Genomic DNA, 13347 nt, shown 5'->3' on the forward strand with positions numbered 1-13347 from the left:
CAGAGATTAGATTGATGTTGGTTTTTTAGGCTAAGATTTTGCTGCAATGCACATTCGCTGATCAGCAATTTCACTCCTAAAGCGCATCGCCTTCGGTCGATAAGCACACAGCACCGCCACGAGAGCCCGGCGGCGGTTGATCCGCAGAAGGAAATCAGGGAATGGAAACCAAAGTTGCGCGGCAAAGACTGGACCCGGCAAAACGCGCCGAGCTGATCCTTGATGCTGCGCTCGGCCTGTTCGGCACCTCGCATTTCAGCATCGTCACCATGCGCGACATCGCGGTTGCCTGCGACGTCAATGTCGCCCTCCTATACCACTATTTCAAAAGCAAGGATCACCTGATCCAGAGCGTGCTTGCCCAGGCAATCGGCCAGATCATCGCCGATTTCGAAATGCGCCGTGCGCGGCCCGGCGATGATTTCCTCGGTGAGATCGGCATATGGTTCGAAACCCATGCCCTGATGGCACCGACGATGATGACGCGCATGGTCAAGCTGATGGCCGACTATGCAGCGCAGACCAAGAAGGACCCGCAGCTCGACGCGGTGGTGCAGAGCTTCTATTGTTTCGAGCGCGAACTGATCATCAACACCCTGCAGGCCGGCATCGACAGCGGTCGTTATGCTGCAGTCGATACCGTTAAGCTCGCCCGTATCGTCGGGCTGCATCTCGACGGTATTTTCCATGGCGCGCAAAGCCGCGGTGAAAACCGGATTGCCGCCGATATAGGTGATCTGCGCGACCTGCTGGAACAGCAGCTGAAGCGTTAAGACCGGCTGAAATCAGCCGTTGCCATCGATCCGCGAATACGCGGCAAGAACCGTGCGTGTGGATCGGCATCCAACTTTGGCCCCGATTACTACTGGAGGTCTTCGTTGTGCTCGGCCAGACACATATTCCAGCGGTCATCGTCCATGCCAGCGTTGAAGATTGCTCTGTCATGAGCCTTGTTGAAAACCTCGCCCGGCGTCAGCATTCATCTTTGGAACTCGTTCGCCGACTATCGCGGTCGTGATTGCGCTCAGCAGCATCGAAGGCGCACCGAGAGGCTTCGATGTCCTGCCAGGTGTCTCTGATCCAGCCTGTAAAGGCCGCCAAGGGCTCCAGCATTGTCAGGGAAGGAGCCGTACACTGCTTGACCTCAAGGTCCTTCGGCCATTCACGCCGTAGGACACTCAGCACGCTCACTGGATCTACCAGGCAGCGCAGGACAATCGGCAGCAATGAGGACTAAGACAAGTACCGCTTCAACCGCGGAATTTTCCCGTAAGGCCTGCATTCTGTCCACCCCGGATGGTTCATACCAGCGAGGCCAACATCCGCGTGGCCATCTCCCAGAGACGGAAGGCGTTATTAGGATCGACGGCGTATCTCGCGACGCCCTTGAAGGGACCCGATCCTCGCTCTTCAACAACCGGAGCCTCCTGGCAGTCGTCGAAATACTTGCCAGACACGCCCTCCACGAGCGGCGAGCCTGCAAGCAGCGCCGACGTCGCCGCCCCCTGCTCTATTGTCTTGCGCAGATGCTCGGGTGTGCGAAGGCCGCCGGTGTGTTTCTGAAGCCCGGTGGCGATCGCTCCGGGGTTGAGAGCGTTCGAGGTGATACCATCGCACGCCCATGCCTGCGTGATACCGACCGACATCAGGATGCATGCGGTCTTCGACTGCCCGTAGGACAGCAGCGGATCGTATGGAATGAAGCGGAAGTCCGGATCGTCCCAGAACACCGGCGCAAACAGGCTCCCGGTCGAAGCGACGGTGACAACACGCGCGCCGTTCGCCTTCGCCAGATGCGGCCGCAGGCCCAGCGCTAGCGCGAAGTGTCCGAGGTAGTTCGTAGCGAACTGCATCTCCCGGCCTTCCGCTGTCCTATGCAGTTCCGGAATGGCCATGACACCCGCGTTGTTGACGAGGACGTGCAGAGGGTCGTTCCAGCTCTCGACGAATTCTCGTACCGACGACAAATCGGCGAGATCCAGCCGACGTACGCGCAAGCGAGCCTCGGGCATCGCCCGCTTCAACTCGGCGACAGCTCTCTCGGCCTCGTCCGGCCGGCGAGTCGCGATCGTCACGGCCGCGCCCACGGCGGCGAGAGCGCGGCTGGTCTCCAGCCCGATGCCCCCTGCTCCTCCGGTCACGATGACGTTGCGTCCGGCGAGCTCGACACCCGCATGGCGTTCCGCCTTTAACACGACACCCCTGCCCGGGAGTTCAGCAGGGGCAAGGCCGACCCGACGACCTGATGAGACAAGCGAGATCAGCGAGAAGGTGTCGTCAGAGGTAGGCGGACGGGATGATGCTCGTAGCCGCACGGATCAGCGATCCAGCGTGCCACCGATCTCTCTTCTGCCGTGCATACGATTTAAGATAACTCTATCAGCGCTATCGGGAGAGTCCTTGACCGTCCCGATAGCGCGAAGTCGATCACTGCTTCTTTGCCGACACTGTCTTGGCAGCCTGATCGACGGTATCGGCAACCACAGTCGGTTGTGTCATGAACAGGGCATGGCTCGCCGACACTTTGGTGATCTTCGCCTTGATGCGCTCTGCCATATGGATCAGCATAGCCTGATCGAATGCCTTATCTTCTGTGGCGATGACGGCCCAGCTCGGCTTGGTCCGCCAAGCAGCATTCTCGAGCTTGGTGCCGAACGCCGACATGTTGATCGGCACCTGCGAAGCGCTCATGAACGCAGCTTCGGCATCGCTGACGTCATGTGCGAAACCGGCCTTGAACTTGGCCGGGCTGACATATCCAAACCCATCTTTTGTCGTTTCGATGACAAATTCCGATGCGGGAGCAAATCCTTCATATTGCTGCGCCGTTGTCTCGCCGGCATCCGGGGAGAGCGCAGAGACATAGACGAGGCCCGCAACCTTTGGATCGATGCCCGCTTCCGTGATGACCGTGCCACCCCAGGAATGTCCGACCAGGATGACCGGGCCATCCTGCCGTTCCAGCGCACGTTTGGTGGCGGCGACATCGTCTGCCAGAGAAGTCAGAGGGTTCTGCACGATCGTGACGCGATAGCCTCGTTTCATGAGATTGTCGTAGACACCCTTCCAGCCGGAACCATCAGCAAAGGCGCCATGAACCAGAACGACGTTTTTCACCGTTTGATCTTTGGGAATGGCGTCGGCTGCATTCGCCGCCGGCAAAGCAACCGACAGTGATGCCGCAGCAGCGATTGCGGAAAGTGTTGTGATGGGCTTGCGTGTCATGGTGTTCTCCTTTGGCTTTTTGCGATAACTGTTATCGCGATATCTGTAAAGTTTCACATCCCAATCTACGCGTCAACATAATTATTATCGCGATATTGGTTTTTGTGATAAGTTCATTTATATGGATGCTTACAGGAGTTCAGAATGACCAAACGCCATAACGATCCCCCGCCCCTGCACGACCAGCTGTGCTATGCGATTTACAGCGCCGGCATCGCGATCCAGCGCGCATACAAGCCGCCGCTTGACGAGCTTGGACTGACCTATCCGCAATATCTCGTCCTGAACGTTCTCTGGGCGGAAGATGAGCAGACTGTCGTTTCCATTGCGGATCGGCTCGCTCTCGAATCCAGCACGTTGACGCCTCTATTGAAACGCCTGGAAGCCGCCGGGCACCTGCGCCGGACGCGCAACGCTAAGAACGAGCGTCAGGTTCTGGTGGCGCTGACAGATCAGGGCCGTGCCTTGCAGCACAAGGCAGGCTGCCTCAGCGATACTTTGCTGGCAGCCTCGACGCAGACACCAGCGGAACTCGCTGCCTTGAACCAAAACGTGCGACACCTGCGTGACGCGATCTACTCGCAGATCGGCGTGTGGGACGCACCCGCCTGACCTGCAGGAGCAGTCTATGGCCAGCTCAAGCGGTCGGAACCGTCCCACCATCGATCACATGCTCGGTTCCCGTAATCGATGCGGCCCGATCCGAGGCAAGGAATGCAATCAGGTCGGCAACCTCTTCCGGCTTGGCCGGTCGGCCGAGCGGTATGCCGCCGAGGGCGTTCATGATCACCTGCACTGCGGCATCGTACTCGATGCCGGCTTCCGCGGCGATGCGCAGAGCCAGTCCGTTGGCTCCGGGATCGGCGATCCAGCCGGGAGAGACCCGTACCACCCGCACACCCTTCGGAGAAACCTCTTTGGAGATGCTTTTGCTGTAGGTGTTGAGGGCTCCCTTGGCCGAAGCATAACCGGTCGTGGCCTCAGGCAGCGGAAGGTTTCTCTGGATCGACGTAACGTGGATGACGACACCGCTTCCCTGAGCGATCATCCCGGGGATAAGTGCGCGATCCAGTCTGACGGCCGGAAAGAAATTGAGGTTGAACTCTTTTTCCCATTCCTCGTCGGTAAGCGCGGCGAAGCCGCCTGAAGGGGCAGAAGAGCCGCCCAGCACGTTCACAAGGATATCGAGGCCGCCGAGTTCTCGCTGCACCGCGTCGACGACGGTCTTTACCCCCGCCTTGGTGGTCAGGTCGGCTTCGACGAACGCTGCTCCTGCGAAATCAGCAGGCTTCTTACGAGCCGTGGCCATTACGCTGGCACCGCACTCCTTGAACAGCGCTACGGTTGCAGCGCCGGCCCCCGAAGTGCCGCCGGTGATCAGGGCGCGACGGCCCTGCAAGGTGAGGAACTGTGTCATACGGTGATCTCCAGTTCGGCGACCTTGTCGTTCGCGAGGACGAAGAAGAAGCGCAGATCAATGGGGCTGCCCGGGAAGTCGCCGACGGCATGGGCCGTTACCTGGGTTTTTCCGTTTTCGGTGGTCATGAAGAAGGGCTCCACCGTGTAGCTGTATTGCTGAGCTTCATCAGCCATCCATGCGCGGATGGCATCACGGCCCCTGTGGGTCTTGCCCTTGTCTTTCACAATGCCGTTCTCGGTGAATGTGGCAGCGATCGCATCCGGGCTGCCTGTCCGGTCGGCCTCGAAGTACGCTTCGATGGCCTTGGTTAACTTGATTGTCATTGGTTCCACCAATCCTGGTTCCAGCCTCTGTCAGCTGAGGACGCCGCCCCCTTTGGAGGACGATGAAGGCAATCTATGATGAGTTGGTTGACACGATAACTAGGATAAAAGAGGATGAGGAATTGCGAAAAGAGGGATAATGACTCGTTCTGTTCTTGTCGATCTGGACGCCGTCCTCAGCATCGCGCGCCTCGGCTCGTTCAGGGCTGCCGCGCTCGAGCTCGGCATGTCCACCACCGCATTAAGCAATGCCGTTGCAAAACTTGAGCAGCGTCTCGGCGTTCGCCTGTTCAACCGGACAACGCGTAGCGTCTCGCTCACCGACGCGGGAAAAACCTTTGCCGAGCGGGTTGGACCAGCAATGATGGACATTCACGATGCTATGCTCACGGTCCAGTCTCTCCAGCAAACCCCGGCAGGCACATTGCGCATCAATGCTTTCGCGACGGCAGCCCGAGAGGTGATGGAACCGCTAATCTTGTCGTTCATGCAACGCTACCCTCAGGTCCATATCGATCTGGTCACGGAGGGACGGATCGTTGACATCGTTGCGGCGGGCTTCGACCTGGGCTTGAGGCCAGCCGACCTGGTGCCAACTGACATGATCGCCGTGCCACTCGGTTTGAAGCGCAGCAATGCCGTTGTCGCATCACCAGACTTCCTGCGCATTCATGGCAAGCCAACCGAACCGGCCGACCTGGATCGGTTTCGCTGCATTCGTGCCCGTCTGCCCAACAACGCCTTGTTTCGGTGGAAATTTGAAAAGGACGGGAATGCTATCCAGATCGATGTGCAAGGCTCGATCACCCTCGACGAGTCAAGCCTGGTCAGGATAGCGGCTCAAAATGGCGTCGGGCTCGGATATGTCATGGAAGCGGATGTGCGCGATGACATAGCGACCGGTCGCTTGGTGCGCGTTCTTGAAGACTGGACGCCCTCGTTGGCGCCGTTAGCGCTGTACTACCCCGGCAGAAAAAACCCAACGGCCGCCTTTAGTGCATTCATTCAGGCTGCGCGAGAATTTGCCAATCGATAATCGTCCGGCAAGTTAGTCAGGTCTCGTCGACATCGTCGCTGCACACCAACATAATTTGATGTCCGTGTTGTTATGAAGCTTTGTCCGGAAAACGACTGATTTGCGGACACCGAGAATATTCAGCTCGCACGCCATCCGATCCAGGGCGGCGACTGTAAGGACACTATGTCCGGAAATCGCTGAGACTTTGTGGCAGTTCTCCGCCTTGAACCAATTTGAACCCACGACCCGCAAAACATGGAGATATGAGCCGCACTCAATGAGTCGTAGATTTTCGCACCAAATGGTGCTAGATTTTCTGCTTATTTACGGGAGCTAGATATGCGGTCTACCATAAATCTCGACGACAATCTCATGGAACGGGCCAAGTCCCTCACAGGCACGAAGGAGACGGCAGCCCTTGTTCGACAAGCGCTGGAGACGCTTGTGCGTGTGGAATCCGGCAAAAGGCTGATCGCGCTTGGCGGCTCTATGCCCGAGGCTGAGGCGTCGCCTCGCCGACGGAGCGACGTAGCCAAGTGATTCTGGTAGATACCTCAATCTGGATAGATCATTTTCGGTACGGTGACGCAGAGCTACGAAAAATTATCAATGATGACCGGCTGCTCTGCCACCCTTTCGTTATCGGCGAACTGGCGCTTGGTAGCCTGCGAGAACGGGATGCAGTGCTAGTTTTCCTGGCAGCTCAACGCGAAGCAATGATCGCGACCCATGCAGAGGTAATGACGATAATTGATCGCCAATCGATATTCAGCATGGGGATCGGTTACACGGACGCTCACTTGTTGACTTCAATACTACTCGACCAGCGGTCAAGCTTGTGGACAAGAGATAAGCGCCTGGTGGCCGCAGCACAAAAAGTTGGTGCGGCGCTTCATCTGCATGCGCAAGCCTCACTTTAGAACAACAACACAGGACCGCTCAGCAATATTTGGTCTTGAACCAAATCTAACCAGGGACCCTCGCATCAGTCCTATTCTGGCAGCGTCCTAAGCGGTGATGTCACGTTGTTGGTGCCTTAACGGTTGACGGATAATTGGGCGGGGATGAGCTCGCCGATCAATTGCAGCCACCGATTTAAGCAGCAGATCATCGCCCATAGGGTGTGGTTGTATTTCCGGTTTCCTTTAAGCCTGCGGCTGGTCGAGGAAATGCTTCTGAAGCACGATATCGTCGTGTTTACGAAACTATACGGCGATGGGGCTGTAAATTCGGGGCAACTTACGCCAGGCAGTTACGCAGAAAGAAGCCGTCGCGCAAGGATATCTGGCATCTGGACGAGGTGGTGATTTCCATCGGCGGCCGGAAGCATTAGCCTTGGCGTCCTGTTGACCAGAACGGTTACGTTCTCGACGAGATCGTCTAGGGCCGCCGCGATACCAAGGCTGCCAAGCGAGTGCTCGTCAGGCTGTTGAAGAAGCAAGGCCAGACGCCAAGGCGCATCATCCCAGACAAGTTGCGCTCATACGGAGCGGCAAGACGGGATGTGATGCCCGGCCTCGAACACCGATCGCACAAGGGCCTGAACAATCCCGCGGAAAATTCTCACCTGTCGCTGCGAAAACGAGAACGGGTGATGCATGGCTTCCGATCAGTCGGCGGCTTGCAACGTTTCATCTCGGTCTTTTCAGCAATCAGAAATCTCTTCGTGCCACCGCATCAGAAACGCACCGCCCTCGCCACCCACATTCATTGGATCCTCGCAATGGCGCAGTGGAAAGCTGTGACCGGCGCAACTGCATAAGTTCGCTGGCAGACGCCTAGTCTGGGTTCCGTGGAAACAACGTGACATCACCCTCCGGCTCATAGGTGGATGGATCGAGGACTACAACGAAATTATTCCCCATTCCGCGCTCAAGATTGCCTCCCCTCGGCAGTTCATCAGAGCTAAATTAAACTAGCCGACATATCCGGTGAAAGGGGGTGCACTCCACTCTCTTTCCGGACGTACTTAGAGCGAAGAATCGACCCCATGATGAGCGATGAAATACGTGCTGCAGTGAGCGCGCCAATCCCATTGACATCCCTTTCAGGCGCGAACTCCACAGTCGCCACGCTACAAATGTCCGCACGGTCGGCGACAGCCATCACCAGCTTCGCCACATGCCAGTAGAGAAGCCCGCCCGGGGCGTGAACGAACACGGCAGGCATGATCGAGGGATCCAACGCGTCCAGGTCGAGAATTACATGGACAGCCGCACCCCTTGGGATACGTCTGACAACTTCATCTATGCCGTGTTCAATTATATCCCTGGCGGTGAAAATCTCAGCCCCCCACCGTCCTTGCAGTCTGTATCTCTTCATAGCCTGCAGAACTCAGGCCTCTCGCACCAACCTGATCGATGCCCTTGATCCAAGGCATTTCAGACGCGCGCCGCGTCACCGAAGAAAGTCCGTATTTCTCACCAGCAACTTCATCGCGCCAATCTATGTGCGCATCAATTTGCAGCACATGCACTGAGCGCTTTGCCTTAAGGGCTTCCAACATCGGGATCGGGATCGAATCGTCCCCACCCAACTGCGCCACACAACAGAATTTGCTCAGCAGTTGATCGGATGAGCGTACGGTTTTCACCAGGACTCGTTGGATCAGTCTCGAAGTCGCCTGATTGCACCGAGACTTGTATAAAACCCGCGTCAACAGCGCTGAAACTCGCCTTTTGTGGGGCAAGCATAATTGTGGAACTTTTGAAAAGCTTTTAGGGGCATTGGCGAAAGCATTGCGCAAGCAATGTGGTTGACGCGCGTCATGATCCGCAAGACCAATCTTGGCATTTCTTCCGCCGATCACGATCGCGTCGATGCTTACATCCGCACGACCGACACTGACTGGACGCTGGCGCGACTTGCGGCCCTGTCCAACTCGGAGAAGGAAAAGAAGCTGGTCATTAGTTACGCCAATGCTCCCAAGCCGGCGATGTTCGTTGGCCGGCGACAGGTCGCCAAGTTCTTGGTCGACAGCTTTAATGACCGGAGCCTCTACCAAAAAGCGCCGGTTATCTCCGAGCGATAGACCGATCTTTTTGAAGACATGCCCCCGCATCAAACACCTAGCCAATCCGGTATAGGACTTGAAACCAATGCCCGTGTAACAATCGCGACCCTCAGAGCCCCCCGAGGGCCACATACTTTAATTCTAGAAAGCCCTCGATTCCGTATTTCGAGCCCTCGCGCCCCATGCCGGATTGCTTGACACCGCCAAAGGGCGCCATTTCGTTGGCGATCATGCCGGTGTTGACACCGACCATGCCAGCCTCGAGCGCTTCAGCAACGCGCCAGATGCGCGCCATGTCCTTTGCGTAAAAATAGGAGGCAAGGCCGAATTCGCTATCATTGGCCATGGCGATGACGTCGTCCTCGTCCTTGAACGAGATGATCGGCGCCAACGGCGCGAAGGTTTCCTCCTTGGCCACCTTCATTGCCTGCGTCACCCCGGTTACGACCGTCGGTTCGAAGAACGTGCCCCCGAGCGCACTGCGTTTGCCGCCGGAAAGCACGGTCCCGCCCATCGCGACCACATCGGCGACATGCTCTTCCATTTTCGCCACAGCTTTCTCGTCGATTAGCGGCCCTTGGCTGACACCGGCTTCGGTGCCGCGACCGAGCGCAAGACCCGAAACCTTGGCAAGCAGCTTTTCCGTGAAGGCGCGCGCGACACTCTCCTGCACATAGATGCGGTTGGCGCAGACGCATGTCTGGCCAGCATTGCGAAACTTGGAGATCATCGCGCCTTCGACGGCGGCATCCAGATCGGCGTCGTCGAAAACGATGAACGGCGCGTTGCCACCCAGTTCCAGCGAGAGGCGCTTAATCCCGTCGGCCGCTTCCTTCATCAGCCAGCGCCCGACGCCGGTGGAACCGGTGAAGGTGATCTTGGCAATCTTCGGATTGTGGCAGAACTCAAGACCGATTGGCCTAGCCTCGCCGGTCACGACAGAAAACACGCCCTTCGGCACGCCGGCGCGCTCAGCCAGAACGGCCAGCGCCAGCGCCGATAGCGGCGTCTGCGAAGCGGGCTTCAGGATCATGCTGCAGCCAGCGGCAAGGGCCGGGCCTGCCTTGCGGGTGATCATGCCGTTCGGGAAATTCCATGGCGTGATCGCCGCGCAGACGCCGACCGGTTGCTTCAGCACCAGGATGCGCTGGCTGGCATTGGGGCCAGGAATGATATCACCGTCGATGCGCTTTGCTTCCTCGGCGAACCATTCGAGATAGGCGGCATTGGAAACGACCTCCCCCCTCGCCTCCGCCAGCGGCTTGCCCTGCTCAGTCGTCAGGATCAGCGCCAGATCGTCAGCGTTTTCGATGATCAGTTCGTACCAGCGCTTCAGGACCTGCGCCCGCTCCTTGCCTGTGCGCTTTGCCCAGAGCTTCTGCGCGTCCGCCGCAGCATCAATTGCCTGTGCGACAACCGCCTGGCCGAGATTCGGCACATTGGCGATCAGCGCGCCGTCGAAAGGGTCGGTCACCGCAAATGACTTCCCGTCGGGTGCGGTGACCCATGCGCCGGCGACAAATGCCTTGTTGGTGAGAAGGGCGGGGTCCTTGAGGGCAAGCGTGCGGCGCTCGGTCATGATGCGTGATCTCCTATGATGTTCAAAAGGGCGGGAACGGCCAGCGACAGGCCAGATATGAGAAGCAGGCCGAAGGCCGTGCGGCGGATGGACAGAGCAGACAGGGGTGGCGGCCACTTTTTGGCAACAAAAGTCAGGATCATCACGACCGGAATACAGAGCAGGCCCCACCAGAAACCGCTATGCGGCACCTCGCCAGCCGCCACGACGATCGCCAGCCTGATGACGGCATTGACGGCAAACACCGCCACAAGCGTTTCGCGGATGCTGACTGCCGGCAGAGGCTGCCGGTAGAGGTGGAAGACCAGCGGCGGACCGGCGGTGGAGAACAAGCCGCCCATCAGGCCGGCAACCGCACCGAAAAAGGCGAAGGAAGCGCTCGATGACCGCACGGCCAGTCGCCGAGGATTCAGCGCAAGCTGCAGACTGGAGGCGACGATGACGGCGCCAAGTACAAGCTTCACCCAGTCGATGGACACCCAAACCATCACGCCCAGCAGCCAGTATCCGCCCGTCAGAGCAACAAGGCTGGATATGATGATAGGCCAGAACTCGGCCCAAGCGATATCACGCCAGCCACGTGCGAGAACCTGCGTGGCGTTGACAAGCACCATGCAGCCGACGAGCACGGCGGCCTCCGGCAACGGCATCAACCCGCAAAGCCCGATGCCGCCCATCATGATCAGGCCGAGGGCAAAACCGGTCAGCGTCTGCATGTACGCGGCAACGCCCGCCAGCGCCAGAAGCCCCGCAAGACCGGCAGCGCTCACCGTCACAGGTCCCGAAGACCGGCAAACAGCGCATCTTGAGTGCAACCGGCCCGGTAGAAGACGGGTGGCTGCCCGAGCGGTGCTTCTATGCGCAGCTTTTCACCGCCGACAAAGGTTTCGCCCGTCCAGGCGTGAACCCAGCGCTCGCCTCGCGGCAGATAGACGACACGATCCGCCTGTGCGGCCTCCCAGACCGGCGCGACCAGCATGTCGGCGCCGTAGAGGTAGGTGTCCTGGATCGCATAGGTCTCGCGATCGTCCTGGTGATGCAGGAAGAGCGGCCGCTGCACCGGCAGACCCCGCGCAACCGCCTCATCGGACAGGGATTTGAGATAGGGAGCAAGATGCCTGTAGATCCGCGTCATGCGGGCAAAGTGCGACAGCACCTGCGGATCCTGATCGATCTGCACGTTTTCACGCGGGCGATTTCCCTCGTGGCTGCGCATGACGGGCGTAAACGCCGCCATCTCGGCCCAGCGCATCAAAAGCTCCGGTGTGCGGACATTGCCGAAGAGGCTGGTATAGCCTCCAATATCCGAATGGTGATAGGCATTGCCGAGCAGGCCGGAAGACAGGGCTGCAGAGATAACGGTGACGAGACCGTCGTGACGGGAGAAATCGACCGACTGGTCGCCGCCCCACAATAACGGGCAATGTTTCTGGACGCCGGTGAAGCCGGCTCGCATGAAAAACAGCGCCTCACCGGTCTGGCCACGGCTTGCAACCGCCTTCGCATTGACCTCAGCCCAGAGCGTCGGCCACTGGTTGTGCATCAGCTTCGCATCGATGCCGTTCGAAAGATGCACGTCGATCGGCAGATATTCGCCGAAATCGGCCATCCATCCGGAAAGGCCATAGTCCAGCATCTTCTTGCCGATGATGTCTTCGGCAAACCATTCGGCCGCAGCCGCATTGGTGAAATCTACGACGCCGCAATCGAACTCGCCGAAATCCACGAGCGCAGTCTTGCCGGCTGCATCCGTCGCGAAGTAACCCGCCGCTTCGGCGATCTCAAACAGTGGGCCATCGACGCAGAGATAAGGGTTCACGTAACCCAGGAACCGGATGCCCTCGTCGTCAAGCTCGGCAATCCGCTGGCGCAGACCGGGATAACGATCCTCGTTGGCCTGCCAATCCCAGAAAAGACGTGCGCCGAAGGAAGTCTGGCGCAGGCCAACCCAGTCCTCGCACCAGAGTGCGGACACCGCAACACCGGCATCGCGCATCGTCTGGAGACGCGAAAAGGAATTCTCCCCATCCTTGAGGCCGATGATCGCGCCGTTATATACCCAATCGGGGAGCGGCGGCTGGCGGCCGAAGCGGTCAGACAGCATCTCGACCAGTTCAACGAAGGCCGGAGCGGCAAAAAGCTCGATCCGCTCCGGGATCGCCCAGATCTCGATCTCGTGAAAGGTCTTGCGGCGGAAATCGAAGACCGAATAGGCCGATGTCTCCACATGCAGCGCGTAGAGCGCCGAGGAAACATAGGTCGGCTGCGGATAATTGGTGTTGAAATAATCGCCGCCCGCCCGGTCCTTAACGTTGGATTTAAAGGTGATCTCGCTGGTCCGGTCGCGTCCGACGCCGGGTTCGGAGGTCCACATCGGGAAACGCCGGCCGCGCATGTCGAGATAGGACATCTGCTCGCCGCCACCCCAGACATGTTCGTCCTGATCTGCCACGACGCGAATCCAGAGCCGGTTCAACGACGTGTCGAGCGCCTCGAAGCCGATGGTGCCCTCGTCCACAATCAGCACAAGACGCACCGGCCGGCCCGGTGCATCCGACAGGAATACCCGGTTACCTTCGATCTCGGCATGGGCGAGCGAGCGGCGCTCGACGACATAGTCCTCGATTTCGAAATTGCCGCGATACATGTCCATGCGCTCCTCGCCGTGACCTATAAAGATCGCGGGCGCCGCCGCGCTATGATCGAGAATTGTCCGGCCTGCGAAGGAGAGCGTGAAGCCAGTTTCTGTCTGTTGAAGTTTCATCGCAA

Annotated in this window: 15 protein-coding genes and 1 pseudogene; 7 read left to right on the plus strand and 9 right to left on the minus strand. The window is 58.7% G+C overall.

The features are described 5' to 3' along the window. Nucleotides 1–161: 161 nt before the first annotated feature. The gene (locus PDO_RS03165) at nt 162–773 is read left to right on the plus strand and encodes a TetR/AcrR family transcriptional regulator (RefSeq protein ID WP_007597719.1); all 612 of its coding nucleotides are present in this window, start codon (nt 162–164) and stop codon (nt 771–773) included. Nucleotides 774–1301: 528 nt separating this feature from the next. On the opposite strand, the gene PDO_RS03170 is transcribed toward PDO_RS03165, so the two are convergent. After that, on the minus strand, nt 1302–2195 hold the full coding sequence (locus tag PDO_RS03170; RefSeq protein ID WP_007597720.1) for an SDR family NAD(P)-dependent oxidoreductase: 894 nt from the start codon (nt 2193–2195) through the stop codon (nt 1302–1304). A gap of 232 nt (nt 2196–2427) precedes the next feature. Beyond that, nucleotides 2428–3225, minus strand: coding sequence for an alpha/beta fold hydrolase (locus PDO_RS03175; RefSeq protein ID WP_007597721.1), 798 nt, complete (start codon nt 3223–3225; stop codon nt 2428–2430). A 144-nt stretch (nt 3226–3369) separates the two neighbouring features. On the opposite strand from PDO_RS03175, the gene PDO_RS03180 reads away from it, so the two are divergent. Continuing rightward, nucleotides 3370–3837 carry a MarR family winged helix-turn-helix transcriptional regulator gene (locus PDO_RS03180; protein WP_007597722.1) on the plus strand — a complete coding sequence of 156 codons (468 nt, stop codon included), beginning with the start codon at nt 3370–3372 and terminating at the stop codon, nt 3835–3837. 25 nt (nt 3838–3862) lie between these two features. Here the strand turns inward: PDO_RS03180 and PDO_RS03185 are convergent, their stop codons facing one another. After that, entirely contained in the window at nt 3863–4642 is a 780-nt protein-coding gene (locus PDO_RS03185) for an SDR family oxidoreductase (protein ID WP_007597723.1), read from the minus strand. Then, nucleotides 4639–4968 carry a nuclear transport factor 2 family protein gene (locus PDO_RS03190; RefSeq protein ID WP_007597724.1) on the minus strand — a complete coding sequence of 110 codons (330 nt, stop codon included), beginning with the start codon at nt 4966–4968 and terminating at the stop codon, nt 4639–4641. The genes PDO_RS03185 and PDO_RS03190 overlap by 4 nt, the downstream gene beginning before the upstream one ends. A gap of 139 nt (nt 4969–5107) precedes the next feature. Here PDO_RS03190 and PDO_RS03195 point away from each other — a divergent pair, with 139 nt between their 5' ends. From PDO_RS03195 to PDO_RS03210, 4 genes and pseudogenes are all read left to right on the plus strand, one after another. Continuing rightward, on the plus strand, nt 5108–6004 hold the full coding sequence (locus tag PDO_RS03195; RefSeq protein ID WP_007597731.1) for a LysR family transcriptional regulator: 897 nt from the start codon (nt 5108–5110) through the stop codon (nt 6002–6004). Between the two features lie 321 nt (nt 6005–6325). Next, the gene (locus PDO_RS03200) at nt 6326–6526 is read left to right on the plus strand and encodes a type II toxin-antitoxin system VapB family antitoxin (RefSeq protein ID WP_007597733.1); all 201 of its coding nucleotides are present in this window, start codon (nt 6326–6328) and stop codon (nt 6524–6526) included. Beyond that, nucleotides 6523–6906 (plus strand): type II toxin-antitoxin system VapC family toxin, encoded by a 384-nt coding sequence (locus PDO_RS03205; protein ID WP_037072498.1) that lies wholly within the window; start codon nt 6523–6525, stop codon nt 6904–6906. The genes PDO_RS03200 and PDO_RS03205 overlap by 4 nt, the downstream gene beginning before the upstream one ends. Nucleotides 6907–7050: 144 nt before the next feature. Continuing rightward, a pseudogene (locus PDO_RS03210) lies at nt 7051–7748 on the plus strand (IS6 family transposase). Nucleotides 7749–7891: 143 nt separating this feature from the next. Here PDO_RS03210 and PDO_RS29380 read toward each other — a convergent pair. Beyond that, complete coding sequence (locus PDO_RS29380; protein ID WP_052023371.1) at nt 7892–8308, minus strand: arginase family protein; 417 nt, start codon at nt 8306–8308, stop codon at nt 7892–7894. Next, nucleotides 8271–8579: an arginase family protein gene (locus PDO_RS28185; RefSeq protein WP_160167017.1), complete on the minus strand. Its 309-nt coding sequence runs from the start codon at nt 8577–8579 to the stop codon at nt 8271–8273. The genes PDO_RS29380 and PDO_RS28185 overlap by 38 nt, the downstream gene beginning before the upstream one ends. Before the next feature lie 174 nt (nt 8580–8753). On the opposite strand from PDO_RS28185, the gene PDO_RS28190 reads away from it, so the two are divergent. Next, nucleotides 8754–9017: an NAD(P)H-binding protein gene (locus PDO_RS28190; protein ID WP_160167018.1), complete on the plus strand. Its 264-nt coding sequence runs from the start codon at nt 8754–8756 to the stop codon at nt 9015–9017. 91 nt (nt 9018–9108) lie between these two features. Here PDO_RS28190 and PDO_RS03225 read toward each other — a convergent pair whose 3' ends face one another. From PDO_RS03225 to PDO_RS03235, 3 genes are read right to left on the minus strand one after another with little or no spacing between them, the layout of a single operon-like run. Then, complete coding sequence (locus PDO_RS03225) at nt 9109–10578, minus strand: NAD-dependent succinate-semialdehyde dehydrogenase (protein ID WP_007597746.1); 1470 nt, start codon at nt 10576–10578, stop codon at nt 9109–9111. Next, the gene (locus PDO_RS03230) at nt 10575–11348 is read right to left on the minus strand and encodes a sulfite exporter TauE/SafE family protein (RefSeq protein WP_007597747.1); all 774 of its coding nucleotides are present in this window, start codon (nt 11346–11348) and stop codon (nt 10575–10577) included. The genes PDO_RS03225 and PDO_RS03230 overlap by 4 nt, the downstream gene beginning before the upstream one ends. 2 nt (nt 11349–11350) lie before the next feature. Next, nucleotides 11351–13342: an alpha-glucosidase gene (locus tag PDO_RS03235; RefSeq protein ID WP_037072500.1), complete on the minus strand. Its 1992-nt coding sequence runs from the start codon at nt 13340–13342 to the stop codon at nt 11351–11353. Nucleotides 13343–13347: the final 5 nt, after the last annotated feature.

The organism is Rhizobium sp. PDO1-076, from assembly GCF_000247475.1.
GTDB lineage: Bacteria > Pseudomonadota > Alphaproteobacteria > Rhizobiales > Rhizobiaceae > Allorhizobium.

Coding starts and splice junctions, on each gene's coding strand:
- PDO_RS03165 (WP_007597719.1), top strand. CDS start 162: ATGGAAACCAAAGTTGCGCGGCAAAGACTGGACCCGGCAAAACGCGCC.
- PDO_RS03175 (WP_007597721.1), bottom strand. CDS start 3,225: ATGACACGCAAGCCCATCACAACACTTTCCGCAATCGCTGCTGCGGCA.
- PDO_RS03180 (WP_007597722.1), top strand. CDS start 3,370: ATGACCAAACGCCATAACGATCCCCCGCCCCTGCACGACCAGCTGTGC.
- PDO_RS03185 (WP_007597723.1), bottom strand. CDS start 4,642: ATGACACAGTTCCTCACCTTGCAGGGCCGTCGCGCCCTGATCACCGGC.
- PDO_RS03190 (WP_007597724.1), bottom strand. CDS start 4,968: ATGACAATCAAGTTAACCAAGGCCATCGAAGCGTACTTCGAGGCCGAC.
- PDO_RS03195 (WP_007597731.1), top strand. CDS start 5,108: ATGACTCGTTCTGTTCTTGTCGATCTGGACGCCGTCCTCAGCATCGCG.
- PDO_RS03200 (WP_007597733.1), top strand. CDS start 6,326: ATGCGGTCTACCATAAATCTCGACGACAATCTCATGGAACGGGCCAAG.
- PDO_RS29380 (WP_052023371.1), bottom strand. CDS start 8,308: ATGAAGAGATACAGACTGCAAGGACGGTGGGGGGCTGAGATTTTCACC.
- PDO_RS28190 (WP_160167018.1), top strand. CDS start 8,754: ATGATCCGCAAGACCAATCTTGGCATTTCTTCCGCCGATCACGATCGC.
- PDO_RS03225 (WP_007597746.1), bottom strand. CDS start 10,578: ATGACCGAGCGCCGCACGCTTGCCCTCAAGGACCCCGCCCTTCTCACC.
- PDO_RS03235 (WP_037072500.1), bottom strand. CDS start 13,342: ATGAAACTTCAACAGACAGAAACTGGCTTCACGCTCTCCTTCGCAGGC.